This window comes from Synergistaceae bacterium (assembly GCA_017450125.1).
Taxonomy (GTDB): domain Bacteria; phylum Synergistota; class Synergistia; order Synergistales; family Aminobacteriaceae; genus JAFUXM01.
Map to the genome: position 1 here is coordinate 33,815 of JAFSWZ010000009.1, position 25,817 is coordinate 59,631.

At 54.2% G+C, this 25,817-nt stretch carries 28 protein-coding genes; 9 read left to right on the top strand and 19 right to left on the bottom strand.

The annotated features are described in order from the left end of the window. Positions 1-4 precede the first annotated feature (4 nt). From rplL to IJT02_00700, 3 genes are all read left to right on the top strand, one after another. Positions 5-382, top strand: a complete 378-nt coding sequence (gene rplL, locus IJT02_00690) for a 50S ribosomal protein L7/L12 (protein MBQ7543438.1) — start codon at positions 5-7, stop codon at positions 380-382. A 71-nt stretch (positions 383-453) separates the two neighbouring features. Next, positions 454-822 carry a hypothetical protein gene (locus tag IJT02_00695; protein MBQ7543439.1) on the top strand — a complete coding sequence of 123 codons (369 nt, stop codon included), beginning with the start codon at positions 454-456 and terminating at the stop codon, positions 820-822. A 68-nt stretch (positions 823-890) separates the two neighbouring features. Further along, positions 891-1,475 (top strand): DUF4234 domain-containing protein, encoded by a 585-nt coding sequence (locus IJT02_00700; GenBank protein MBQ7543440.1) that lies wholly within the window; start codon positions 891-893, stop codon positions 1,473-1,475. 42 nt (positions 1,476-1,517) lie between these two features. On the opposite strand, the gene IJT02_00705 is transcribed toward IJT02_00700, so the two are convergent. The 12 genes from IJT02_00705 to IJT02_00760 form a co-directional block, all read right to left on the bottom strand. Then, a complete protein-coding gene (locus tag IJT02_00705; GenBank protein ID MBQ7543441.1) occupies positions 1,518-2,234 on the bottom strand; it encodes a hypothetical protein in 717 nt (238 codons plus the stop codon). Between the two features lie 26 nt (positions 2,235-2,260). After that, positions 2,261-3,382, bottom strand: a complete 1,122-nt coding sequence (locus IJT02_00710) for an SPFH domain-containing protein (protein ID MBQ7543442.1) — start codon at positions 3,380-3,382, stop codon at positions 2,261-2,263. Between the two features lie 226 nt (positions 3,383-3,608). Continuing rightward, positions 3,609-4,193 (bottom strand): type II secretion system protein, encoded by a 585-nt coding sequence (locus tag IJT02_00715; GenBank protein ID MBQ7543443.1) that lies wholly within the window; start codon positions 4,191-4,193, stop codon positions 3,609-3,611. Between the two features lie 37 nt (positions 4,194-4,230). Then, positions 4,231-4,788, bottom strand: coding sequence for a prepilin-type N-terminal cleavage/methylation domain-containing protein (locus IJT02_00720; protein ID MBQ7543444.1), 558 nt, complete (start codon positions 4,786-4,788; stop codon positions 4,231-4,233). After that, the gene (locus IJT02_00725; protein MBQ7543445.1) at positions 4,742-5,236 is read right to left on the bottom strand and encodes a type II secretion system protein; all 495 of its coding nucleotides are present in this window, start codon (positions 5,234-5,236) and stop codon (positions 4,742-4,744) included. Before IJT02_00725 ends, IJT02_00720 begins: the two co-directional genes overlap by 47 nt. 134 nt (positions 5,237-5,370) lie before the next feature. Next, positions 5,371-5,874, bottom strand: coding sequence for a type II secretion system protein (locus tag IJT02_00730; GenBank protein MBQ7543446.1), 504 nt, complete (start codon positions 5,872-5,874; stop codon positions 5,371-5,373). Between the two features lie 151 nt (positions 5,875-6,025). Then, positions 6,026-7,282: a type II secretion system F family protein gene (locus IJT02_00735; protein MBQ7543447.1), complete on the bottom strand. Its 1,257-nt coding sequence runs from the start codon at positions 7,280-7,282 to the stop codon at positions 6,026-6,028. A 75-nt stretch (positions 7,283-7,357) separates the two neighbouring features. Further along, positions 7,358-8,449: a type IV pilus twitching motility protein PilT gene (locus IJT02_00740; protein MBQ7543448.1), complete on the bottom strand. Its 1,092-nt coding sequence runs from the start codon at positions 8,447-8,449 to the stop codon at positions 7,358-7,360. 11 nt (positions 8,450-8,460) lie between these two features. After that, entirely contained in the window at positions 8,461-10,143 is a 1,683-nt protein-coding gene (gene tadA, locus IJT02_00745; GenBank protein ID MBQ7543449.1) for a Flp pilus assembly complex ATPase component TadA, read from the bottom strand. Positions 10,144-10,176: 33 nt separating this feature from the next. Beyond that, positions 10,177-11,271: an EpsG family protein gene (locus tag IJT02_00750; protein ID MBQ7543450.1), complete on the bottom strand. Its 1,095-nt coding sequence runs from the start codon at positions 11,269-11,271 to the stop codon at positions 10,177-10,179. Positions 11,272-11,328: 57 nt separating this feature from the next. Beyond that, a complete protein-coding gene (locus IJT02_00755) occupies positions 11,329-12,069 on the bottom strand; it encodes an EpsG family protein (protein MBQ7543451.1) in 741 nt (246 codons plus the stop codon). After that, the gene (locus IJT02_00760) at positions 12,066-12,458 is read right to left on the bottom strand and encodes an EpsG family protein (protein ID MBQ7543452.1); all 393 of its coding nucleotides are present in this window, start codon (positions 12,456-12,458) and stop codon (positions 12,066-12,068) included. The genes IJT02_00755 and IJT02_00760 overlap by 4 nt, the downstream gene beginning before the upstream one ends. Before the next feature lie 95 nt (positions 12,459-12,553). Here IJT02_00760 and IJT02_00765 point away from each other — a divergent pair, with 95 nt between their 5' ends. Beyond that, positions 12,554-13,810 (top strand): histidine--tRNA ligase, encoded by a 1,257-nt coding sequence (locus IJT02_00765; protein ID MBQ7543453.1) that lies wholly within the window; start codon positions 12,554-12,556, stop codon positions 13,808-13,810. A gap of 48 nt (positions 13,811-13,858) precedes the next feature. On the opposite strand, the gene IJT02_00770 is transcribed toward IJT02_00765, so the two are convergent. From IJT02_00770 to IJT02_00780, 3 genes are all read right to left on the bottom strand, one after another. Then, positions 13,859-14,527 (bottom strand): hypothetical protein, encoded by a 669-nt coding sequence (locus IJT02_00770; protein MBQ7543454.1) that lies wholly within the window; start codon positions 14,525-14,527, stop codon positions 13,859-13,861. A gap of 355 nt (positions 14,528-14,882) precedes the next feature. After that, positions 14,883-15,734, bottom strand: a complete 852-nt coding sequence (gene speE, locus IJT02_00775; GenBank protein MBQ7543455.1) for a polyamine aminopropyltransferase — start codon at positions 15,732-15,734, stop codon at positions 14,883-14,885. Continuing rightward, the gene (locus tag IJT02_00780) at positions 15,731-16,921 is read right to left on the bottom strand and encodes an FprA family A-type flavoprotein (GenBank protein ID MBQ7543456.1); all 1,191 of its coding nucleotides are present in this window, start codon (positions 16,919-16,921) and stop codon (positions 15,731-15,733) included. Before IJT02_00780 ends, speE begins: the two co-directional genes overlap by 4 nt. Before the next feature lie 97 nt (positions 16,922-17,018). Here IJT02_00780 and IJT02_00785 point away from each other — a divergent pair, with 97 nt between their 5' ends. Next, positions 17,019-18,185, top strand: a complete 1,167-nt coding sequence (locus IJT02_00785; GenBank protein ID MBQ7543457.1) for an iron-containing alcohol dehydrogenase — start codon at positions 17,019-17,021, stop codon at positions 18,183-18,185. Between the two features lie 7 nt (positions 18,186-18,192). On the opposite strand, the gene IJT02_00790 is transcribed toward IJT02_00785, so the two are convergent. The 4 genes from IJT02_00790 to IJT02_00805 are packed head-to-tail and all read right to left on the bottom strand — an operon-like array spanning position 18,193 to position 20,714. Further along, positions 18,193-18,450, bottom strand: a complete 258-nt coding sequence (locus IJT02_00790; GenBank protein MBQ7543458.1) for a hypothetical protein — start codon at positions 18,448-18,450, stop codon at positions 18,193-18,195. Then, entirely contained in the window at positions 18,422-19,072 is a 651-nt protein-coding gene (gene rsmG / locus IJT02_00795) for a 16S rRNA (guanine(527)-N(7))-methyltransferase RsmG (GenBank protein ID MBQ7543459.1), read from the bottom strand. The genes IJT02_00790 and rsmG overlap by 29 nt, the downstream gene beginning before the upstream one ends. Then, the gene (gene hisB, locus IJT02_00800) at positions 19,073-19,660 is read right to left on the bottom strand and encodes an imidazoleglycerol-phosphate dehydratase HisB (GenBank protein ID MBQ7543460.1); all 588 of its coding nucleotides are present in this window, start codon (positions 19,658-19,660) and stop codon (positions 19,073-19,075) included. Then, entirely contained in the window at positions 19,647-20,714 is a 1,068-nt protein-coding gene (locus tag IJT02_00805; GenBank protein MBQ7543461.1) for a histidinol-phosphate transaminase, read from the bottom strand. The genes hisB and IJT02_00805 overlap by 14 nt, the downstream gene beginning before the upstream one ends. 119 nt (positions 20,715-20,833) lie before the next feature. Between IJT02_00805 and IJT02_00810 the strand changes: the two genes are divergently transcribed. Genes IJT02_00810 through IJT02_00825 form a run of 4 tightly spaced genes read left to right on the top strand, consistent with a single transcriptional unit; the run spans position 20,834 to position 25,690 of the window. Beyond that, a complete protein-coding gene (locus IJT02_00810; GenBank protein ID MBQ7543462.1) occupies positions 20,834-23,461 on the top strand; it encodes a CBS domain-containing protein in 2,628 nt (875 codons plus the stop codon). Between the two features lie 12 nt (positions 23,462-23,473). Next, the gene (locus tag IJT02_00815; GenBank protein MBQ7543463.1) at positions 23,474-24,409 is read left to right on the top strand and encodes a phosphatase PAP2 family protein; all 936 of its coding nucleotides are present in this window, start codon (positions 23,474-23,476) and stop codon (positions 24,407-24,409) included. A 51-nt stretch (positions 24,410-24,460) separates the two neighbouring features. Then, complete coding sequence (locus tag IJT02_00820; protein MBQ7543464.1) at positions 24,461-25,129, top strand: 50S ribosomal protein L25; 669 nt, start codon at positions 24,461-24,463, stop codon at positions 25,127-25,129. A 6-nt stretch (positions 25,130-25,135) separates the two neighbouring features. After that, positions 25,136-25,690, top strand: coding sequence for an aminoacyl-tRNA hydrolase (locus tag IJT02_00825; GenBank protein ID MBQ7543465.1), 555 nt, complete (start codon positions 25,136-25,138; stop codon positions 25,688-25,690). Positions 25,691-25,817 lie beyond the last annotated feature (127 nt).

The following is a 25,817-nucleotide window of genomic DNA, read 5'->3' on the forward strand; positions in this document are numbered from 1 at the left end:
TATTATGACCAAAGAAGAAATCATCCAGGCTATCGAGACAATGTCAGTGCTTGAGCTTTCGGAACTCGTGAAGGCTCTCGAGGAGAAGTTCGGAGTGAGCGCATCAGCCGCCCCCATGATGATGGCAGCAATGCCCGGCGCAGCAGCACCCGCCGCCGCAGCTGAGGAGAAGACAGAGTTCGACGTGGTCTACAAGGGGCCCGGCGCGAACAAGATCGGTGTCATTAAGGTAGTCCGCGAGATCACCGGGCTCGGCCTGAAGGAAGCGAAGGAGCTTGTTGACAACCCGCCGAAGAACATCAAGGAAGGCGTGTCGAAGGAAGAGGCAGAGGAGCTCCAGAAGAAGCTGGCTGAGGCCGGAGCAGAAGTCGAGGTCAAGTAGCACAGGTGAAAATTGCAGAGGCTCAGGCATTAACGGGCCTCTTTTTGTTATGTGAACGGAGGTTTTGACGAATGAGCGCAAATAACACCCCGAAACCCGCAGACAGGAAGAAACAGATAATCATCGGAGTAATCGTCGCAATTCTCCTGCTGAACATCATGTGGACGGTTATGCAGAACAAGTTCACGCCCAAGCTCGACGGCGTAAAGACCGACGTAGCAGGGATAGAGCAGAGGCTGGCCAGGATCGAGCAGGGAGGCCTGTCCGATTTCGCGAGCCTTAAGGAAGATTTCGAGACACTCAAGGCAGTATCAGCGAAGTTCTCCGAGCAGGCTAAGGCGATGCTGAAGGCCGAAGAGGAGCAGCTTGCGTACCTTGAAGCTCAGGTTGAGGCGCAGAAGGCACGCGTCGAGGAGCTCAGGAAGTTAGCGGCAGAGTAGCACGAACACAGACCATCGATGCCCCGGCGGATTGACCTGCTGGGGTATTCTTGTAAGGGGGAGCAATCATGAACTGTACGAAATGCGGAGCACCGATCGATGCTCAGGATGAAGTCTGCGAGTACTGCGGGACACGAACGCCTTACGGTGAACGTATGCTCGAGGAACACAGGAGGCAGGAGGAAGAGGCCGCCCGCCGTCAGGCACTGGACAATCTGCCGAAGATGAAGCATGTCTCTGTGGCGTTTGCAGTTTTCCTGCAGATAATAACTATCGGAGGGTATGCAGCTTACTGGTACGCGACAAGAATACAGTCTCTCAACGCGCTGGGGACATCGAAGAAGTTTCCGGCATGGTGTGCGGGGATACTGGGTCTGGCGTGGTGCGCAATGATTCTCTTGCCGGGCGGCGGTAATGCTGCGGGGCAGGAACTCTTCAACTACGCGTCAGGTATCGTGTTCGTCGCGTCGATATATCTTGCGTTCTCTGTGAGGGGGATGCTTCAGGAATACGCGTCCGGCTTCATGGAGAGGAGTGTTGCTGTGGCGACTGTCGCTCCGTCGGGAATGATGCTCGTGCTGTTCGGGCCGCTGTACCTTCAGGCGTGCGTGAACCGTATGATAGCGATGAGGTATCTAGCTCCGAAGATATAAGAGTGTCCCCTCCTTGCTCGGGAGGGGATTTATTTATGCGTGCTATTTCGCGTGAAGTACTGCCTCGTTGCGTTCCCTGAGGGCACGTTCCGCCAAAGTGCAGGCACGCTGAACTTCCGCAGTGTCCTTACCCTTAGCCGCGTCCTCGAGAGCCTCTACAGCCTCCTCAAGAGCGCGCTCGATCTTTCTGCCTGCCGGTGTCGGGTCAGAGTAGAGTATAGACTCCGAGAACCTCATGACCTGAGAGATTATCTGTGCCGCAGCGTCAGAGGCCTTGAGGTCGTCGGCGATGTAGCCTACTTTTGCGGCCAAGTGAGCGAGGTGCTCGCGTCCCTCTGCCTGCTGGCGGGTCGTAGCGTCAGAGAGCTTCAGCTCCGCCATGTTCATCAGCACCATAGGCACAAGGAACACCGCCAGTCCGGCGACGTGAATCAGCAGGTATTTGACTGTGGTGAAGGGATAAAGTGCGTTCCCGACGGCCATAACGATGACGAACAGGAAGTACACGAACCCCAGAATGAGCTTGCTGAAGCCTACGGGGATATTCTTGCCGCCGTTGCTGCGCCACGCGATGCCCATAGCCTGCAGGGTCTGGAGCACGAACGCAACTCCCAAGAACGCGACGGAGATCCAGAAGGTAGTACCGCGCTGCTCAGGAGTCGTGAGGAAGTAGATGAAGAGTGCCGCGACCGCCGCGATGAGTGCCGAGAGAAGGAAGATGTTGAATACCTGACGGAGTTTGCTGAAAAACTTACCCATGATAATACTTCACCCTTTCGAGAAAATTAGAGCTGATGTCCGCAGTTCATGCAGAACTTTGCGCCCGGAATCAGCTGGCTTCCGCAGTTCGGACAGACCGCCGCCATCTTTGCCCCGCAGTTCATGCAGAACTTTGCGCCTGCCGGTACTGCCTGCCCGCATGACGGACACACGGTGTTGCTCGGGTTCTGCGGGATCGGAGGTGTCGGCTGTGCTTGCGGCTGTGGCTGGGGCGTGCCCTGAGGGTTGATGTACTGCCCCATCTGCGAGGCCATCTGCCCGAAAGCTCCTCCCATTCCCATGCCCGCACCGAGACCTACGCCTGCGCCGAGAAGTCCTGCTCCGCCCTCGTTCTTGGCCGCGCTCTCCATTACGTCGAACGAACGCTTCTGCTGGTAGTTGTAGCCCATGACGTTCATCGTCGCACGTTCCGCCATTGCCGCCTTGAGTTTCTTGATGCCTTCGTCGTCGTCAACAACGTTCACCGAGCCGAAGTAGAAATTTAGCGGCTCAATCCCGAACTCCTGGAACTCCGCGCGTATCTTCCCGACTGCTTCATTGGACATGTCCTCGAGGTACGCGCTTATCTCGAAGATGTTGACCTTCTTCTGTGCAATGTACGTTGAGATCATGTCGCCCATGCGAGAGAGTATCAGCCCCTTGAAGTACGCCTCAACGTCCGCGCGGGTGAGGCTGGACTTGTTGCCCGCGAGTTTCAGGACGAACTTCCGGCTGTCGTCTACCCTGATGCCAAACTGTCCGTATGCCCGCACGTAAATCGGTATCTGGTACTCCGGGTCTCTGAGGAGAATCGGTGTCGGAGTTCCCCACTTGATGTCGAGGAGGCTGGCTTTGTTGATGAACCAGACAGCTGCCTTGAAGGGGCTCTCACGGCCGGTCGCGAGCTTGAGCAGTCCTCCGAGAAGAGGGATGTTGTTCGTCGAGAGGGTGTGCCTTCCTGCGCCGAAGAGGTCGAGAGCCTGACCGTCAGTGAAGAGTATTGCTTCCTGTGCTTCGCGCACCACTAACTGCGTCCAGTTGCCGAGCTCGTCGCTCTTGGCGGGGTTCTTCTTGTCGACGTAACGCCACGCGAGGATGTCGTTGGTGTTGATGCTGTCGTCCCACTGCACTACCTGAATTATTGCCATGTTATCACGCTCCGTTATATAGTTCTGTATCTGCCTCTATCATAGAGACTATTTCGCCCGCGTTCAAGTGTATTGTGTCCAAGCTTGACGGTGCAGGAACACCCAGTCTCTGCGTTCCTGCATGGATTACCCCTCCTGTGAGAGTCTGTGCACAGAAAATTATACTGCATGAAAGCACAAAAAAACGCCCTCCCTGACGAGAAGGAAGAGCGCAACGATCCGAATGTTACTGCTCCAAGTCCAGAACGAGCATTGCAGGATACCTAGAACCTGTAGCAGAAGCCGAATAGTCGCCGCGGTTAGCCGTACCCGGCTGAGAATACAGAAGACCTATGGACTTTGCACGCGATGCCAGCTTCTCCTTCACCCGCGTGTCGTTGTCATTGGGCATCTGGTACACTACGTACCACTGTTTACCGTTATTGGCATAATCAAGAGCGTACAACCCTCCCGAGCTGTCCTTAGCACCTCGTTGCTGAGAGTTGAGAGACTTGTCGCCTTTCTCAAGCCCTGTGTTGCCGAGATATGGCAGGATATCCATTATCGTTACTACATCGTCCTGTCCAAACTTGCCGTATTTGCCGTCCGCTTTGAGTACTTCTCCGTTGCTGTTAACTTTGTCTATGTTGTCCGCGTACCACGCAAGAGTAGCTGTCTTCAGGTTGCGAAGGTTGCTGATTATGTCATTTGCCCTCGCCGAACTCACAGCTTCCGTGCTGGACAGCATCATCATCGCCGCAAGAATACCTATCACCACAATTACGATCAACAATTCCACAAGCGTGAAACCTTTCCGCTTAATACTCTTCATTGTTCTTCCTCCTCCTAAAACTTCTGCCGCAACGGCTCTAGCGTACCCTGAACCACACACCGTCAGTACCGCCGTTATACGGCAGGGCAGCATCCCCGTCTTTGCCCTTGCCTCTCTGAAGCCCAGAAGCTCCAGCACGGCTCGCCAGCTTCTGCCTAACCGCTGAATCAGAGAGCATACCTCCCGTGTATTTCACATACCATTCGCAGGGGAAAGTCCCGGATACAGGGTCTATGTCATAACCTTCAAGGTTTTCCCTTCTCTGGCTGGCAGACAAGTATCTTACGACATCCGCACTAACGGGCTTGCCAGGATTCGCGAGTGCTTTCGTCTTGTTCCCGAAGACGTCCAGACTGTCCGTGTAGAGCATCAGTGCCGCCTGCTTCCAGCTCATGAGGTTGGTGATGATGTTGCTGGCGTTCGCGCTGGAAACGGACTCTGAGCTTGAGAGCATCATCATTGACGCGAGGATGCCCATCACAGTAATCACTATGAGAACCTCAACCAGCGTGAAGCCTTTCCGCACAAAAACGCTCATCGCACCGGCCTTACCGCACCCGCAGGTACACGGTGTTCTGATCCTTGTAGACATCATTCGTCTTCGTTGAATCTGATGTAGACTTCAGGCCTACGGATGATGCTCTTGCCGCCAGCTTCTGCTTCACCGCAGGGTCAGCAAGGTAGCCGCCGGTGTATTTCACGTACCACTCGTAAGGGAAGCTGCTTGTTGCACGCTCGATGTCGTACCCTTCAAAGTTATCCGTTACCTTGTTGTTGGCGAGGTATCTTATCACGTCAGCACTCTTCGGCTCGTTCCCGGCAAGGCTGGCCTTCGCTGGGTTGTTGAAGACATCGAGGCTGTCCGTGTAGTACATCAACGCCGCCTGCTTCCAGTTTACGAGGTTGCTGATGATGTTATTGGCGTTCGCGCTGGAGACGGACTCAGAACTCGACAGCATAATCATTGACGCGAGAATGCCTATCACTGCAATCACTATGAGAATCTCTACCAGCGTGAAACCTTTGCGCATAAATCTCTTCACCTCATGTTTCCTCCTTTCGTAAAAAAACCCCGTCCCCATTTTGGAGCTGGAGACGGGGAAAATCGTTCTTTACCAGCTGACTCCTCCGGCTGAGGCCTTCAGAAGTTCAGCTGGACTTCCGTGCAATGTCGCGACTAGGGCTTGACCACAAACATACCTGCATGACTCTCAGCGACATAGACATCCGAAGACTTCAGGGTGTTCGTTGCAGTATCGCCGCAAAGACCTACAGACGCGGCGCGCGCAGCAAGTTTCTTCTTCACGTTTGTGTCGGAGACCTCGCAGTACACGTACCATTCATTGTTGTTGCACTTCTTGATGCCGTACCCTCTGTAGCTCGTCTTGTCGTTACCACCGGTATTGAGATAGCTCAGCACGAGGTCGAACGAACCTGTCGCTGTTGTTGCATTGGAAGCTACGAGACCGTCTGTCATAGCACCAGCAGAGTCCAGCCTGTCGACGTACATTGCCGTCGCCGCAGTCTTCAGGTTGCGCAGGTTGCTGATGATGTTGTTCGCGCGCGCTGAACTCACTGCCTCAGTGCTCGACAGCATCATCATTGCCGCCAGAATGCCGATTACCACGATGACAATCAGCAGCTCCACAAGGGTGAAACCCTTACGCTTAATACTCTTCATTGTTTGTTCCTCCTTAATGTTTGTACAGAGTGTTTCCATCTTACAGCCCACAAGCGCGTGTAGTTTGTGATGTACATTCCTCCTCCACAGCCACCCCATTATATTACGTAAATTACCTAATGGGGGGGGGGGGCAAAAATACTTACTTTTCCTACGACAGCTGGACTATCGATGATGTTATCGGCGCAAATATTGAGATCGCTATTATAGCAATTATTCCGCCAACAAACACTATCATCATCGGTTCAAGCAGTGATGTCGTTGCCTTCACCTGCTCGTCCAGCTCCTGGTCATACCACACCGCAACACGCTCGAGCATCGTGTCGAGGTGTCCCGTCTCTTCGCCGATCCTCATCATCTGCGACACAAGTACCGGGAAAATCCCCGCCTGCTTTGAGGCCTCGCCGAGCGATATTCCCCTCATGACTCCCGTCCTCAGATGCTGGTAGCCCTCGCGAACCGCCTCGTTGCCCGCAGTCCCTTCCGCCATCTCGAGCCCTCTCACGATGGGTACACCAGAGCTCGTCAGAGCCGACAGCGTACGGCTTGAACGTGCCATCGCGGACTTCAGCAGCAAGTCCTTCAACACAGGAATCTTCAGCTTCAGCTTGTCCATGAAGGGACGGGTTGCCTTGTTCCTGCTCAGTGCCTGCCAGCCCAGAACAATACCTATCGTTACGAGAGCTATCACGTACCAGTACTGCCCGAACCAGTCCCCAGCGTTGAACATCGCCGTCGTTATCGCGGGAAGCTCGATGTTCAGCGTCGCGAAGACCTCCTTGAACTTCGGCACGAGGAACATGAAGAAGAACACCAGAATCACCACCGCGAACGTCATCACGAACGCAGGATAGAACAACGCGCTACGAATCTTCGCCCTCAGTGCCTCCTGCTTCTCGAGGAGTATCGCCGACTGTTCCAGAGCATCACCGAGCATTCCGCCTTCCTCTCCTGCCTCCACTAGGGACACAAGCAATGCGTTAAATGCCTTCTGTCTGCTCATTGCCTGGCTGAGCGGCATTCCTCTGTCAAGCATGTTCTTGATGTCCTGAAGTGCCTTGCGCAACGAGTAATTCTTCTCGGACTCGGAGATGATGTTTATCGCGCTCGACAGTGCAAGCCCCGCATTCTCCATCGTCGCAAGCTGGCGGAAGAACACCATCAGGTTCTTCAGCGGAACTTTGCCGCTGCTGAAGATTGCTCCCAAGTCCATGCTGAGGATTGACTTCAGGCCTCCGCCGCCCGTCTTCTTCTTGTCCGAGCCGGTCAATGAACCGTGTGCGTTGAGGCTGATTACTATCATTCCGCGCTCTCTCAGCGTCTTGAGGGCTGACTTCTGGTCATCAGCTTCGGCATAACCCTCGATGATCTGGCCGTCAGCAGTCCTGGCACGATACCTGAAGTTCATTGCTCCGCCTCCTCGCTAAACTTTAGGATTCATTGTCCATTGTACACGTTATTCTGCTTATTGCAAACCATAATGCTACATACCCGACGATAGCATTCGCTCAAGTTCCGGCTGGTCGTACGCGAAGTCCTTAGCGGTTGCCCGCGAGATCCTGCCTTCCCTGAACAGCCTCACCAGATCCTGCTCCATCGTGTGCATTCCCTGAGCAAGGCCGGTCATGAGTGCGTTGCGGATGCTGCTGGTCTTGCCTTCTCTTATGCTCGCTCGAATTGCGGGGGTCATGATAAGAATCTCGGTTGCGCAGACCCTTCCCTTTACGTCCGACGTTGGGATGAGCTGCTGAGAACATATCCCCAGCAACGTATACGCAAGCTGAAGGCGAATTTGGTTCTGCTGGTGCGGCGGAAAAACGTCAACGATGCGTTCGATTGACTGTGAGGCATCCTGTGTGTGCAGTGTGCCGAATACCAGGTGTCCTGTCTCTGCCGCAGTGATTGCCGCGCTGATGGTCTCGAGGTCGCGCATTTCTCCGATCATTATCACGTCCGGGTCCTGCCTCAAGACGTGCCTGATGCCCGACGCGAAATTCTCCGTGTCGTGCCCGACTTCACGCTGATGAATCACTGACTTGGCCGGAGTGTGGATGTACTCTATCGGGTCCTCGATAGTAACGATGTGTGCCTTCCTCTGCTGGTTAATCTCGCCGATTATTGCCGCGAGGGTTGAGCTCTTGCCGTGCCCGGTCGGTCCTGTCGCTAGGAACAAGCCTCTGTGCTTTGCGGACATGGTCTTGAGGACTTCGGGGAGGCCAAGTTCATCGAGCGAGCGGATCTCCGACGGAACGAGCCTGAAGGTGAAGCCCACGCCGTTCATTTCGCGGTAGAGGCTGCCCCTGAACCTCTGCTTGTCGAACGTGTAGGCAAAGTCGAGGTCGCCGGTCTCGTTGAAGCGTTCCCACTGGCTCTCATCTAGGATTGAGTGCGCAAAGTCCCTGAGTGCTTCGCGCGAAAAGATTCCCGTCTCGTCGATGTAGTTCAGTTCGCCGTGAACCCTGAGTGCCGCGCGGTGTCCTGAGCTCAGGTGAATGTCGCTTGCGCCGGAACTTATCGCCAGCCTGATTAGTGTCTCGAGGTTATTGTCCTGGTCGGTTGTGTGGAACTTGTGCATGAATCTTCCTCCTATAATGTAGCTGTAAGTACTTCCTCTAGTGATGTGTAGCCCTGAAGAGCTGCGTTTATCCCTGCTCTGCGCAGTGTCTTCATGCCGTTGTTGATTGCTGCCTCGCGGAGCTCCATGTCGTCAGCTCCCTTGAGAATCATCTCGCGCAAGTTGTCGTTGAGCACCATAAGCTCATAGATTCCGCGCCTGCCTCTGTAGCCGTTCCTGCAGTGCTGGCAGCCTACCGCACGGAAAGCTGTGCTCCCTTCAGGAAGGCCGAGCTTCTCGCAGGTTGCTTCGTCGACAGAGTATTCTTCCCTGCAGTTAGGGCAAAGGCAGCGGACGAGCCTCTGCGCGATTATCCCCGCAAGCGAAGCCGACAGAAGGAAGGGCTGAACTCCCATGTCAATGATTCGCGTTGCCGCGCTGGGTGCGTCGTTTGTGTGGAGCGTCGACAGTACAAAGTGCCCCGTCAATGCCGAACGTATTGCGATCTGTGCGGTGTTGGTGTCGCGTATCTCTCCGATCATGATCTTGTCCGGGTCTTGGCGCAATATCGAGCGTAATGCGCTGTCGAAGGTCAGTCCGGCTTTCTCGTTGACGTTGACCTGATTTATGCCGGGAATGTAGAACTCTACGGGGTCTTCTACGGTGATGATATTAATGTCGGGATGGCTGATTCTCCTCAGCATTGAGTAGAGGGTTGTGGACTTGCCGCTTCCTGTCGGGCCTGTTGCGAGGAGGATGCCCCACGGCATTGTGCAGAATTTCTCGATCTGTGCCATGTCGTCATCCTCAAAGCCCAGCTGTTCTAGCTCAACAAAAGAGTGATCTCTGTCGAGGATACGCATGACTATTTTTTCGCCGCTCATTGTGGGCAGGGAGCTTACGCGCAAGTCTATGTGCCGTCCGTCAATCGTGGTGAGGATTCGTCCGTCCTGAGGCCTGCGCTTCTCAGCGATGTCCATTCCGCTCATGATCTTGATACGTGATATGACCGTCGGGTGAAGGCTTGCAGGGTACTCAAAGTGAATGTAGAGCTGGCCGTCAACACGGTAACGTATTCTGCTCATCTGCTCGTATGCTTCTACGTGGATGTCCGACGCTCCTTCGCGGACTGCCTGAGAGATCATGTCGTTGACGAGTTCGATCAACGGAGCGTCGTCGGGGCTGGCGGTTGCGGTTGTTGCGGACAGGGGAGTGTACACGTCGCCCTGAATGTCAACGTCGGTGAGTGCGCTTGCGAGGTTTGTGCTGAAGTCGTAGAGGCGCGAGAGGTTTCGCAGGATGTCGTCGCTGCCGGAAGTTGCTATGCGGAGGTCGTGGCCTGTCAGAAGCCTGACTTCGTCCTGAGCCGGTAGGTCGAGGGGGTCGGACATGGCGATCAGGAGAGTGCCGTCGTCATCGAGAGAGAGGGGAATAACCTTCAGGCGTTCGGCGACGTGCTTGGGAATGAGCTTGATTGCGTCGTCCTGAGCCTGGTAGCGGTCAAGGGAGATGAACTGAAGCTCGAGCTGTACGGCCAGAGTCTCGGCGACTTGGGTCGGTGTCATGGCGTTGATGGAGACGAGGATTTCGCCCAAGCGTTTGTCGGAAGTCAGCTGAATCTTGAGGGCGGCATCAAGCTGGTCTTGGCTGACGAGGTCGTATTCGCGCAAGATTTCGCCGAAGCGTTTCCGCTGGGTGAAGACAAGGTCCTGCAAGTGTGTGAGTCCTCCTTCTGTCAGTGTATCGTGCTAAAAGATTATGGATCTGTACGGCAATGTCCCGTTAAATTGCACTCTTATAACATACACGGTGTACCAGTATACCAGCGACACGAAGACTACGATGATGCAGTAAAGAGCCTTCATGCTCTTTTCCCGTACTATGGACGGTATGGAGGCAACAAGCATAACGTTAGCGAAGCTGAAGTAAAACAGCAGACGTGTCGCGGAAATGCTGACCATCAGCCTGTACAGCAGGTTGAAGGCAAGATTGTACGTGTAGAACCTGTACACCTCGTCCCCGAATACGCATTGAGCTCCGTGCTTGTAGATCGAGAACATCAAGAGACTGCCGAAGACGAGCCCTGATGTTGCGTAGCTGCCTATGTCGACATAACGCTCAAAGCCTTGATAGACAGACAATAACGGTATCGTGGTCGTAATGAAAGCTATCATGTACTTTGCCGTAAAAATCCCCAGAAGGATTCCGTACAGGGATATGTTCCTGAGGCGGTCGGGCATCTTCGTGGTTATGAGCCAGTGAAACCCCAGAAAATAGATCAACGCTATCAGTGCCGACGTGTGAAACATCGAGGCTATAACAACGCAGATGATGAAGCGTTTGTAGCGTCTGTGCTCCAGGTCAGGGAGGACCATGAAGATGATTGACGAAGCTATGCACTGCCGCATGAAGTTGTACGTCTGGTTGTAATACACTAGGAAGAACAGCAGCAGGATGAACGGGAACGGAGCATATTTTCTGTGCCTGTACGCTCCGATGTAGACGCACGTGATGGTGATGAGCTGGTAGATGAAGAAGTTCACGTTGAGGGATCTGAACAGTTTCGTTGATGCGTAGGTAATGAATGACCAGCCGAGTTCTCGGGAGAGCTTGTTATCCCCAGCGACGAAGCCCCAGAAGGTACTGGCGTTGAGAGCCTTCTTAAAGTGCGGGAACGCGTAAGTTACAGTATCGTTACCTACTCCATACGCGCGAAGCCCGCCCATCACGCATGGAATCATGATGCTTATCACGGAAAAGAAGATCATGACATCCCTGTTCTTTGCGCGGGATGCCCAGTAAGCAAAAAACGTCGACATTGTGAACATTACCATGTATGCCATTGTCCGATTCCTCCACGAGGGAAAATTTCTAGGATGCGATTATATTCTGATATTTTATCAGCTGAAGATAGAGTGGTACGGCCAAGTTTGGTGAGCTGGGAAACCCAAAGCTGATTTCGCCAAGAGGTATTCCCGATACCAGTAAAGCACCACCACAGAGATAGTTACTGCCAAGAAAATCGCCCTCAAGTACTTGTCTTTAACCAGACGATGAAGTGAGGCAAGTGCATAAAGGTTGATGTAGTCCAAGTAGTCAAGCAGCCTCCAGATTGTGTATCCTCCTATAGTTGAGTACATGGCGCAGGCCAGCAGAGCATTGATCTTGTAGTATTCGTCCTGCTTTGCCGGGAATAACCTGCTCGCATTCTTGCCATAGACGAACAGCATGATTATTACGGCTATGTTCTGGAAGATATTGGCACGGAACTCCTGCGTGTTGCCGATCTGCATGAACATCAGGCTGTATTGCGGCGGAAGGAATGACATGCTCTCGACGACAGACAGAATCAGGTTCTGCAGGAAGAACATGGCAATAATTATCACGTAAGGAATCCACGAGACACCGCGCCCGGCATGAAGCGACGAGTTCACTTTTATGGTGAACCAGTACACGCACATGATCGACACGACGGCCAGCAGAGCCGAATAGTGGAAGAGCGAAGCTATCAAGACATACATCATGAACTTCTTGTAGTCCTCGCGTCTGAGACAGTAGAATCCCGCGAAGATAATAGCTTCTGCCATGCTCTGCCGCATCTGGTTATACGTACGCTGATAGTGTATGAAGTAAAACATCATGAGTGCCAGGGGGGGGGGGCAACTTTCCTGAACCTCCAGCAACCCACATACACGCAGGCTACTGTGATAAGCTGATACGCAAACAGTGCGCCGTTCGGATGCTGGAAGAGATTGGCGAAAGTATAGCACACGATTTTATAGAGCGGCTCCCGGATTGTGGCATCGTGCGTCATGAAATCGTAAAAACTTATGGAATATATAGCGTCCAGTGCATCGCGGTAACCGTATCCTCCAGTATCAGTCCCGACGCTCTTTGCCCGCAGTCCGCCGAGAAAGACAGGTATCATGATGCTTATGATTGAGTAGAGGATAATGGTGCTTTTCCTCTTGGAGCGCGATGCCAGATAAGCAAAGTACAAGGAAGCCGCGTAACAGACCAGATATATCAAGTAAAAATCTCCTTCCGCAGAAGTTATAGTGGATTATAGTTTGGTATCATTAATCGGTATATTCTAGCATTACTGCAAAGGAGTTGGTGTACTGTATGGCTGTTATAACTGCACCAAGAGGAACGCGCGATATTCTGCCGTCCGAATCATGGAAGTGGGCATACATCATAAAGACTGCCTCAGAGACAATGAGGGACTTTGGCTTCAGCGAGATTCACCTGCCGGTCTTTGAGCACACGGAACTGTTTGCGCGCGGAGTAGGAGAGACGACGGACATTGTCGAGAAGGAGATGTACACCTTCGAGGACAGGGGAGGCCGGAGCATAACCCTCCGTCCCGAAGCGACCGCCGGAGTAATGCGCTGTGCCCTCGAGAACAACCTGTGCGCTCAGGGTGCAAGCGCGAAGCTCTGGAACTGGGGGCCGATGTTCCGGCACGAGAGGCCGCAGAAGGGACGTTACAGGCAGTTCTACCAGATTGACGCGGAGTTTCTGGGCGTTGCCGGACCGATGGCTGATGTTGAGGTTATCTCGCTGAGCCTTGAGCTCTTCAGGAGGCTGGGGCTGAAGAACCTCGAGGTCGTCATTAACTCCGTAGGCTGTGAGAAGTGCAGGCCTGTCTACCGTCAGAAGCTCGTAGAGTACTTCACGGCTCACAAGGACTCGCTGTGTGAAACATGCCTTGACCGCCTCGACAGGAATCCCCTCCGCATCCTCGACTGCAAGAAAGAGTCGTGCGGCCAAGTTGCGGACGGAGCACCCGACATCTTCGATTCATTGTGTGAGGAATGCCGCGAGCACTTTGCTGAAGTCCGTGCGGGGCTCGAACGTTTAGGGTTCACGTACAGAATGAGCAAGAGACTCGTTCGCGGGCTGGACTACTACACAAAGACGGCGTACGAGATTCTTTCGGGCGACTTGGGGGCACAGAACGCAGTCGCTGGAGGAGGACGCTACGATAACCTTGCGAGCGCAGTCGGCGGCGGAAAAGTTCCCGGCGTTGGGTTCGCGTGCGGGCTCGACAGGATTGCTCTCGTGATGGAGGAACAGGGCTGCAGCTTCGGGGAAGCTCCGGCGGTCTCGGTGTACTGCGCGGCTCTGGACGATGAATCGCGGGGAAGTGTTCAGGCCTTGACGTACGAACTCAGGAAGGCGGGAATCTCTGCGGAGTGCGACACTGCGGGACGGAGCTTCAAGGTTCAGATGAGGAATGCCGGTGCGTGCAGGTTTGCGTGCATAATCGGGCAGGAGGAACGCGAGAAGAATTGTGTTGCCGTCAAGGACCTGCAGAGCGGCGAACAGGTGAGCGTGAAACTTGAGGAAGCAGCGAACTTCGTGAGGGCTCGCCTGTAGAGAGAACATTCCCCTCAGCGCATCTCTGGGGGGAAGTTGTCTGATCAATCAACGCGAATTAGCGATATGCTGGTAGATACTTCGAGGCGACGGAGGCTCTTTCTCAGTCTTCCAAGTGAGTTTATGAAAATCGCAGGCCTTAGCACAAATTTTCACTCTTTCCTCAGAGTAATCCTCGCGCATGATTCTCTGCAAGTTATGGTTAACGTAATCTGATATGAATGGAACTCTGCTCCACTCTTCATAGTATTGTTCTGCCGCCATCAGGAAAAACATATGGAAAATGTAGTAGTGCAGCATGTAGTCATACTTTCTCCAGTACTCGAAATGCAAGTCCCTTACGAGTGTGAGTATAGGATCATGAGCGTCAGAGACTATGAACCAATTTGAGGGGACATCGGCGAACTCAAATAACCTGAAGACGAACAGCGGCAAGTGCATAAGGTATTCTGTTTCTCTGCCTGTGCAGAAGACTGTAGAGTCAATCCATGTGCCGCCATGTTCAATGAGGAGCTGAAGCCTCAAGAGATTGGCGTATTTTGTGTTGTCGATGATGCCTTTGCGGTGCTTGTCGTTGATGAAGCCGGGAAGGGTTACGTAGTCAGAGATGTTATGCTGGTCGAGGGTGATAATTTCCTTGTCGGGATGCCAGCGTCTCAGTGATGCCAAGCAGGCCTTGCAGATGTCCGGAGTCTCGTTAATACCTTGCAGCCACAACCACCAGATTACGTTACGCCCCCCCCCCTGCTAGTGGTTTTACGTAATCGTAATTCGCCACGAACGAGCTGAATTTTCGGCGAAGGTAATAATACTTTGGGTAGAAATCTAGACTAAGGGGAAGTACATTCACGCAAGTCCTTCTTAAAAACTCTCCATATTGCCCGCTGAGAATCAGATTCTTTGCGGCCGTCAGCTTTTTCTTAATGCTCATACTCTCCTCCTCAAGGCTTTTACCAATCATGAAGCCGCAGGTAAAAATTGATATTGGTTCATTGTACCACATCAGGATAGGAAACCGTATTAATTTCCCAGCACAAAAAATCCTCCCTGCAAGTGCAAGGAGGAGTAATCCTTACTGCAACATCTCTTCTAGGAACGGCGGCAGAACAAACGAGGCTCTGTGTATTGCGTTCGTGTAGTAGCGTGTCGGTGCAACGTCCCTCACAGGCTCTGCAGGGTCATCCTTCATTGACGCAAGCCCGTACGTCCACATTCCGCCCGGGTACGTCGGAACTGCTCCCCAGTACATACGCACGACAGGAAACACCTTCCGCATCTCCCGTATCGCCTGCGCCATAAGTGCCGCATCAACAAACGGCGACTCCGTTAATTCCGAGAGCATAGCTTCAGGAGTCATGACGCGCTTAACGTCGTCGTAGAAGCCCGACTGGAACAATCCCGCCGCAAAGTCCACAGGGTCAGTGCTGTCGATAATCACAACATCATAGCGTTCCTCTGTCTCGCGGATGAACTTCATTGCGTCCATGCACCTGACATCCGCCCTCTCGTCCGCGAACGAGCACCCCGCAAACGGTAAATACTTCTTCGAGCACTCTATGACTCTCTCGTCAATGTCTATCAGCGTGCACTTCTTCACGCAGTCATGCTTCAGGACTTCGCGCATTATTGCCCCGTCTCCTCCGCCGATGATTAGCACGTTCGAGGGGTTATTGTGTGCGCACAGCGGAACGTGAGCCATCATCTCGGAGTACGTGAACTCGTCCTTCTCCGTGAGCTGGTATGCTCCGTCAAGCATCAGCACCCTGCCGTATTCCTGTGTATCCGCAATAAGCAGCTCCTGGTACGGTGTCTGCTCGACGTGAAGGATGTCCTTTGCCCGCATGGACAGTATGAGGTTGTCCGAGCTGTACTCGCTGAGCCAGAGTTCATTGCGGCGTTTGGGGTAGGTTACGTAGTCCGTCATGCAATCGCCGCCCCGAGATTCTTCCCGAGCTCCTCGCACTGCGCAAGGTCTTCGTCCGTCGCTGAAGCGTAAACCTCAACCGCAGGCCCGACAACTTCCAGCTTGCTCTTGGCCGCGTAGTCCTGCAGTGCCGTCAATGCTCCCTTGCTCCATGAATAGCTCCCCGCAACTCCGACGACCTTGTTCTTGGGCATACGGTTAAGGAGCTTAGAGCACAGAGCATCCATCGGCGGGAAAAGAAGCGTGTTGTACGTGCAGGCCATCAGCGCAAAGGCCTTGAACCTCCAGATGTCGCGCAGAATATATGACGGGTCAGAGCGTGAGACATCGTAAAGCCTCACGTCCTTAATGCCAGATTCAGCAAGTCCTGTGCTCACTGCCTCAGCCATCATTCTTGTGTGCCCGTACATTGAGCCGTAAACCACAACTGCGCCGGTCTCGCCTTCACACCTGCTCCACTTGTCATAGAGCGAGATTACCTTCTTGGGGTCATCACGGAACAGCGTACCGTGCGACGGGAAAATCTTTGCGATTGGGAGTCCTCCGAGCTTCTTCAAGGCAGCCTGCACAATGTTGGAATACTTGGCCACAATGCACGCATAGTACCTCAGCATCTCGTCCTCCCAGCGCGCAGGGTTCTTCTGGTCGTCGAAGATTCCGCCCTCGTGTGCTCCGAAGCCTCCGAACGAGTCATTAGAGAACAGAACACCGGTAGTTGTGTCGAAAGTTACCATGCTTTCCGGCCAGTGAAGCATCGGAACAGTCGCGAACTTCAGCACGTGCCCGCCCAAATCCAGAGTGTCGCCGTCCTTCATGGCTATGATGTTCTCGTCGATGCCGTGATAACCTTTCAGCATCGGGACAGTCTTTGCGTTGCCGATGAACTTCAGCCCGGGCCAGCGCGTCAGGAGCTGTGAGATCAGTCCTGCGTGGTCAGGCTCCATGTGGTTCACGACGAGGTAGTTCAGCGGACGGCCTCCCAGTGCCTGCGTGAGCTTGATGATGTATTCGTCGAGGTACGGGCCCTTGACCGTGTCGATTGCCGCAGTTGCCGTCGAACCTAAGACAACGTAAGCATTGTAGGCGACTCCCTGAGGCAGAGGCCAGAGAGACTCGAACATGTCGGTCTCGTAATCGTTTACGCCCGTCCACCATGTATCTTTGTCAGCAAGAATTGCCTTGTACATGAATTATCAATCTCCTTTGCTGCAATTGAACTCAGTTATTGTAGTATAAACCTGTATAATTTGCAGATACCGTAAAAATTTTTCAGGAGGGCAAAGCATGAACAATTTTGTGTGGCACAATCCGACAGAATTAATCTTCGGCAAAGACACCGTGAAGGAACTCGGGCCGAGACTCAAAGCTGACGGCATCAAGGGAGTGCTGTTGGTGTACGGAGGCAAGGGGACATTCAGGAGCGGAGCATACGAGCAGGTTACGGACATGCTCAGCAAGAACGGAATACGCTTCTCCGACGTGAACGACGTGAAGCCCAACCCGTTAATCAGCAAGGTACGCGAGGGAATCGCGCGCGTGAAGGCCGGAGGGATAGACGCGATACTTCCCATCGGCGGGGGGAGCGCGTTCGACACGGCGAAAGCAATTGCGGCGGGAGCATGTTACGGTGGCGACATCTGGGACTTCTACGCGAGCAAAGGCAAAATCACGAAGGCTCTGCCGGTTTACGGAGTGCTTACGGCTTCGGCATCATCGAGCGAGGTCAACTGCATTTCCGTAATCAGCAACCCCGAAACTCAGGACAAAATCTCGATGTCCGCACCGTGCCTGTATCCTGTCGTGTCGGTGATTGACCCGTCGTTTCAGGTAACACTTCCCCAGAAGCAGACGGTCTACGGCGGAGTAGACATAATAGCCCACGTTCTGGAGAGAGTGCTTGACGGCGATGAAGCCAGCGAACTTATGGACGCTCAGGGTTACGCACTGATACGGACGATGATGCGTGTAATCCCTCAGCTCATCGATGACCCGAAAGATTACGACGCGAGGGCAGAATACGCCCTGGCGGGGGCAATGGCACACTGCGGATTCTTGTCGATGGGAAGGAAGACGCGCGGAGACTTCTCCTCACACAAGCTGGGACACTCAATCAGCCTGCTTTACGGAGCACCGCACGGAGCTAGCTTGTCGGTGGTTATGCCTGCGTGGTCAAGGTATCTCTGCGAGGAGAACCCTGATCCGTTCATCAGGCTGGGCGAAGAAGTTTTCGGGATTTACGACGGTTCTGACGAGGACAGGGCGAACGAGGCTATCGACTCCCTCGAGGACTTCTTCAAGGAGATCAACGCTCCGACGACGCTGCGCGAACTTGGCCTGAAGGAAGAAGACATCCAGAAGCTCGCGGATAATGCCGGGAAGCTGCTGCCTTACGGGAGCTTGAAGGTGCTCACAGCGGAGGACATACTGGAGATCTACAAGCTGGCGTATTAAGGCAAAGCTAGGGGTGATTGTTCTTCCGTCCCTTAGTGAGGAACAGCCACCCCTGCCACATCCCGAACGCCGTAACTACCGGCACGGCACACAGCGCGGCCAGCACCGGCCATCCGTTCTTCGCGAGCCAGTCCGACAGCCACACTCCCAGAAACGCATACCCCGCCACAACCAGCCCCGCAGACAGCACGCGTCCGAACATCATAACCTCACGCAAACCCTTCAGCTTCATCGTCTCACTCCCAGAAATGATCTGTACCAGCAAGTCCTTCGCGTCTCGGAAAAACTGCAGGGCACTTCTTCTGCTTCTTCCAGAGGACTATACACTTCGACGTGCCGCCGTAAAAGTGCAGTGCCGGTTTGCTCAGGCCGAGCATTCCCCATTTGTCCGCAACCTCCGAGACTTCCTCATGAACCTTCTCGCCCTTGAACGTCAGGACGTGCCCGCCAACCTCCACCAGAGGCGACAGCAATTCCGCGCACACTCCGGCGGACGCAAGAGCACGCGCTCCCGCAAGGCTGAAACTCTCTCTGTGTTTGCGCGCAAACTCCTCGCTACGTGAACACACAACCTCAATATTGGAGAGCCCCAGCTCAGCGATTATACTTCTCACGGCCTCGCACTTCTTGGCCACGCTGTCGAGAAGTGTAACGCTCAGGTCAGGACGGTACACAGCCCACACAATGCCGGGCAGTCCGCCGCCGCTCCCAACATCAATTACTCTTCCTTCTTTCGGAAGGTACTCCAGCGAGAGCAGACAGTCCTGAACCTGAAGGGCGTAGATGTCGTCAGCTCCTCGAGTTCCCGTCAGGCGTGCGCGCGTGCAGGAGGCCAAGAGACCGGCGAACTTGCGGAGCACAGTCTCCTGCGCAGAGTTCTCCACCACCTACAGCACTCCCTTTGTCGACGGAACCTCGTCCTCGCTGTCAGGGTTGATGCTCACTGCATGAGCTATCGACCGTGCCGCAGACTTGAACGCTCCCTCGATGATGTGATGTGCGTTTGTCCCAGCCATCTGCCGGAAGTGCAGCGTACATTGTGCGTTCCTCACAAAGCCCAGCCAGAACTCCTGCGCAAGTTCCGTGTCAAAGTCCCCGACCTTCGGTGAGGTTATGTTCATGTCCCAGCCGAGATATGCCCTTCCCGAAAAGTCTACCGCCGTGAGAATCAGTGCCTCGTCCATAGGCAGGATATAGCTCCCGTAGCGGTTGATGCCCCTCTTGCTCCCAAGTGCCTTCGCGAACGCCTGCCCGAGACTTATCCCCACATCCTCAACCGTGTGGTGATAGTCCACCTCGTAATCTCCCTTGCACTTCAAGAAGAGGCCGAAGCCCCCGTGTGCCGCAAACAGCGTCAGCATGTGGTCAAGGAAGCCGCACCCCGTCTTTATCTCACTCTTCTTGCGCTCGTCAAGCATCAGGTTGAGTGCTATCGTCGTCTCTTTCGTCTCCCTGAAAATATCACCGGCTCTCACGTTCAACAACTCCTTTCACAACTTCCAGAAATACCTGCATCTGTTCCGCAGTGCCGATAGTGATTCTGTTCCAGTCATCCAGCACAAGGGGTGAGCTGAAATGACGGATGATTATCTTGTACTTCTTCAAGGCCTCGTAGATCTTTACGCCCGCAGCTCTGCTGTGTTTCGCAAACAGGAAATTAGTGCTCGAGTCCAGCACCTCAAAGCCCATCTCGCGAAGCCTGCTCGCCGTGTTGTCGCGAACCTTGCAGATCATCGCGATGTTCCGGCGGGTGTAGTCTTCGTCCTCGAGCGAACCCAGAGCAGCCGCCTGCGTCATTGCGTTGACGTTGTAGGGAGCGATGGCGTTCTTGACGGCGCGGATGTCAGCAGCTAGTTCATCGCAGCACATGCACCAGCCTAATCTTGCGCCTGCGAGAGAACGGGACTTCGAGAATGTCCTTACCACTATGAGATTGTCGTACTTGCGGATGAACCTCACAGCAGACTTTGCGCCGAAATCAACGTACGCTTCATCAACCACGATGAGGCTGTCGGGGTTAGAGGAGATTATCAGCTCGAGTTCCCCCGTGTCGAGTGCGAGGCTTGTCGGAGCGTTGGGGTTGGCGATGAAGACTGTCCGCCCCTCAAGGTTAGTGTAGTCCTCCGTGAGAATCTTGAAGCCTCTCAGCGGAATTGTCGTGAAGTTCACGCCGTGAAGCCCGGCAAGTATCTTGTAGAAGGAGTAGGTGATGTCGGGGAAGGCAGCTCCTTTCTCGCAGAGTGCCATAAAGATGAAGCTGAGTATCTCGTCAGAACCGTTACCGAAGACGATGTTTGAGGGCTTTATGCCGTTGCGTCCGGCGATGGTTTCTGCGAGTCGTCGGCAGTCAGGGTCAGGGTAGTAGTTGAGGCCTTCTGCGGCCTTGTAGGCGTAGGCTATGGCTATTGGCGAGGGCGGGAAGGGGGACTCGTTGGTGTTGAGGCGGATGTAGCCCTTCATGCTCTCGACTTCTTCGGAAGTGTCGTAAGGCGTGAGCGAGGTGAACTTAGAGTGCAAGAACTTGCTCATAGGTCAATAAGGATTCCCTTCATGGAAAATTTTTGCGTAATCATAGCACAGAGAGTTGACGGCGGAACAAATTGCGTTATGATTTTGTCTATCCCAACCATAAAGAGAGAATACAGACCATGCACTTAATAACAAGCCATCTCAATACAGACTTTGACTCCCTCGCCAGCATGATAGCCATCCAGAAGCTCTACCCTGACGCTGTCATCTGTCCTCCGGGCTCAATGAACCGCAAAGTCCGGGACTTCATGTCCAAGCACGGCCGACAGTGGGCCGCAAAAATCCTCAAGCCCAAGAAAATACCCCTCGATGAAGTTACCCTCATGATCGTTGTCGACACACGCTCGCGTTCGCGCATCGGACCTTTCGCCGCACTCGCAGGCAGGCAGGACGTAGCAGTCCACGTCTACGACCACCATCCAGCAACACCCGACGATATTCCTGCAGAAGAGTTTGTGTACGAGCCCATAGGCGCGGCAACAACCATGATCCTCGAGCACCTCCTCAACGAACGCAAGGACATCACTCCCGACGAAGCAACCCTGTTCGCACTGGGAATCTACGACGACACCGGCGCAATGACCTACGAGACTACGACAGAGCGCGACATTGCGGCGATAAGCTACCTGCGGGAACTCGGGGCAGACTTGTCGGGAATCCTCGCTCAGGTCGAGAACGATGTCTCCCAAGAAGACCGCAAGCTCCTCGACAGCTTGGCCGAGAACGCCCGCGAAATCTACATCAACGGCGCGAAAGTCTACCTCACTTGGGCAGAGACAGACGATTACGTTCAAGGTCTGGCAGTCTTCGTGAACAGGCTCAAGGAGTACGCGGACTCCCACGTAACAATAGCTGTTGTCAATAACGGCGGCAAGAAGATAAACATCATCGCCCGAAGCACCGAAGGAGTCCTGAACGTCAAGGAGTTCCTCGCGCCATACGGAGGAAGCGGGCACTACCAGGCAGGAAGCGCGACACTCGCTGACCGGGACGCAAAAGAACTTCTCGACGAGATAGAGTCCCGGCTTCACGGAGCAATCACCCCGATGATGAAGGTCTCTGACATCATGGCCTCGCCCGTCATCGCCGTAAGCCCCGACGCAAGAGTCGATGAAGGCTACCGCACAATGCTGCGTTTTGGCCTGAAGTCCCTTCCTGTCGCCAACGCTGAAGGTGAAGTCGTCGGAATGATGACCCGCAACGACCTCGACAAAGCCCACCTTCACGGCCTTGACCGCGCGGGAATATCTGACTTCATGACGCAGGGAGTAATCAGCCTCGCAAGTGAAGCCTCAATCGACGAAGCTCATCGTATGATGGCGACTTACGGCTTCGAGAAAATGCCCGTCCTTGACGAGAACGGAAAGCTCGTAGGTACGCTTACGCGCGGAGACTTATTGAAGGCGTTGTACCACTCGGGACAGTTCGCGGACGAGGACACTTCGCGGGATTCTACCGGCTTCCTGTGGGTCGAGAACGTCTCTGCTCTGATGGAGGAGTCCTTCAGCCTCAAGACGTTGTCGCTACTGCGACGTGTCGGGGCGAAAGCTCAGGAGCTCGGAATGCGCGCTTACCTTGTCGGCGGAACGGTGCGGGATATCCTCATGGGCGTGAGCAACACCGACATAGACATCTCCGTCGAGGGCGACGCGGAAAAGCTCGTGAGTTCGTGGAATGAGCCGGGCTGCAAGTCAACTCTTCACGGACGCTACAAAACCGGCACGATAACTTTCCCGGACGGCGAGAAGGTGGATGTTGCGACGGCAAGGAGAGAGTTCTACGAGTACGCGGCGGCAGTCCCTACGGTGCAGAACAGCTCATTGAAGCAGGATTTGAGCCGCAGGGATTTCACCGTAAATGCAATGTCAATCTCACTCAGCGAGGACGACTGGGGAACGCTGACCGACAACTTCGGCGGACGTGCTGACCTCAAGGACAAGCAGCTTAAGATTCTCCACAACCTCAGCTTCGTTGAAGATCCGTCGCGTGTTCTCAGGGGAATACGTCTCGAACAGAGGCTCGGCATGACGTTCGAGGACAACACATTCAGGCTTCTGCAGAGTGCCGTGAAGGGCGGGCTGCTTGAGCTGCTCTCGACGACAAGGATTCGTGCGGAGCTGGAACTTGACCTCAAGGAGGCAGGCTTCCGCAAAATCGTGATGAGGATGCAGGACTTGGGAGTGTGGGAGTCCCTCTTCGCCGGAATGCACGTGAGCAAGTCGATGAACCAGCGGCTTCACATCCTCGAGCACTTCATGAGGCAGACCTCGAAGCACAGCATCGACTTCAAGGGTATGGAATGGCTCGTGAAGATGGCAGTTATCCTCACGGACTCGAAGCCGGAAGTGAGGTTCTCCGCAATGGACAGGATGAACCTTAACCCCAACGAGCGCGAACAGCTCACACGTTGCTTCATGAAGTGGCCGGAAGTCGAGAAGTTCTGCTCCTCACATAAGGACATCAGGAACAGTGAGGCCTACACGTTCTTCAAGGATTACGGGCCTGTTCAGCTGGTATACTGGCTGACGTGCCTCAAGTCCCGCGAAGCCCGGCGGCTGATTGTCGAGCACATGGAGCTGTGGATGGGCTACAAGGGAGAACTCACCGGCAAAGACCTTCAGGCGATGGGCTTGAAGGGGAAGGCGATCGGTGAGGCACTGAGCGCAATAAAACTTGCGGTGATTGACGGTGAAATCAACAGCCGCGAGGAAGAAGAGGACTTCGTGAGAAGCCTCACAAACCAATAGGAGGAGTTATTGATGGACATAACATACTTGCTGTGGCTTCAGGATTTCCGCAACAGCATCAACGGCGTGCTTGATCCGTTCATGGAATGGATTTCGCTTTTCGGCGTGAGGCACATAGTATTGTTGCCTGTGTTCGTGTACTGGTGCCTGAACAAGAAGAAGGGGCTGTTCATAATGTTTGCGTGGAAGCTCAGCCAGACCATCAACGCAATCGTGAAGCTCACGGCGTGCGTATACCGCCCGTGGATTCGTGATGCGCGCATTGTTCCGGCGGGCGACTCGATAAGGACAGCAGGAGGCTACTCATTCCCGAGCGGCCATACAATGATGGCAGTACCGATTTACGGCGGGCTTGCCACGTGCACGAAGAACAAGCTGGCGCGTCTGTTCTGGGTTGTGATGATTCTGGTTCTCATGTTCTCCCGCAACTATCTGGGCGTTCACACCCCGCAGGATGTTGTCGTGGGATGCATTCTCGGCCTCGCGTCGATCTGGATTGCGCAGAAAGCCTTTGACTACCTCGAGCTTCACCCGGAGAAAGACGCGCTGATCATGATTCTCTGCGCGCTCGCAGGAATCCTCACTCTGGTCTACGTAACCTACAAGCCATACCCGATGGATTACGTTGACGGAAAGCTGCTCGTTGACCCCGTGAAGATGCAGATAGACTCTTGGGGGGATGCCGGAGGTTTCGCGTCGTTCGCGCTGATGTGGTACATCGAGAGCCGCTTCATCAAGTTCGAACCCACAGGCTGGAACGTCAAAGGAGTAATTATCTGCGTGATCGGAATGCTTCCGCTCTGCTGGGTAATCTCGGACTTGGGCGGGTACACTGCCGGCTTCTTCGGAGCACACGTCGGGAAGCTGGTCGCGAAAACCCTGCTGTTCTTCTACGTGATGATAGTGTGGCCTCTGGTGATTAAGCTCTTCACCAGCCGTAAACAGTAACAGGGTTTGCTATAATTACCCTATCCATAACATTATAAGGAGAGATTCATTTTGGCGGACATAGTAACGTTAGTGATGGAGTCCCGTGATAAGACGGGCAAAGGCGAGAACGGACGCATTAGGCGTTCAGGGTACACCCCCTGTGTAATCTACGGCCCGGAAATCAGCCCGAACATTCTCGGCAAGGTCAACACCCGCGAGATCGAGCGCATCTTGGCCGGACGCTGGGAGTCAACGCGCCTTAACGTCAAACTTCCCGACGGACGCGAGGAGCTCTGCATTATCCGCGAGGCACAGAGGCATCCTCTGACCGACCTTCCGCTTCACATCGACTTCCTGCACCTCGTGAGAGGCCGCAAGATCACTGTCAACATTCCTGTTGAGGTTACTGGCAGAGACGAGTCTCAGGGCATCAAGGACGGCGGAGTCCTCGAGGCAGTACACGAGCTCGAGGTTGAGACCCTGCCGATGAGCATTCCTGACGTAATCACCGTAGACGTTTCCGGCCTGAACGTCGGAGACGCGATCCACGTGAAAGACCTTGTGCTGGGCGAGAACGTTACGGCACTTGCTGACCCTGACGAGGTAGTTGCGATTATCGTAACTTCGCGCGGAGTTGAGGACGCTGAACCTGAGACGGAGGAGACCGCCGCCGCTGACGTTGAAGTCGTGGCGAAGGGCAAGGCCGCTAAGGAAGGCGAAGAAGAGGAGAAGAAGTAACCCATCATGCGCATCGTGGCCGGTCTGGGTAATCCGGGAGAACAATACGCTTTCACCCGTCATAACATGGGCTGGCTTTGCGCTGACTTTATCGCGGTCAACAATAATCTTGGCCGTCCGCAGGAGAAATTCCGCGCTGAGTTCTGGAAGATGGGCGATGTGATTCTAATGAAGCCCCTAACCTTCATGAACGCTAGCGGAATATCCCTCGCTGAGGCAGTGAACTTCTACAAGGCTGAGCTGTCTGACGTGCTGATAGTCTACGACGACAAAGCATTACCCTTCGGGAAGCTCAGGCTTCGTGCTCAGGGCACAGCAGGAGGACATAACGGCCTCGCGTCAATTCTCGGAGCACTGGGAGACCTTCACGTCCCCCGTCTGCGAATAGGCATAGGCAGCCCCACAGGGAACATGATAGATTACGTTCTGGGGCACTTCCCGCCCGATGAACGGGAACAGCTCCCCGAAGTGATAAAACGTGCGGCCTCTGCTGTGGACGTGTGGCTGAAGAATGACATTCAGCGCGCAATGACGATTGTTAATCGAGACCCTTCCGTGTGAAAGCGGGAGGGTTTAATTTTTCTGGAGGTGTATTAATGATGCAGAAACGGCGCAAGTCTTCAAATGTATTGCTTGATACGGCACTTCAGGAGTTTTACGGTGCGGCTGACGAAATGGGATTGAGCGA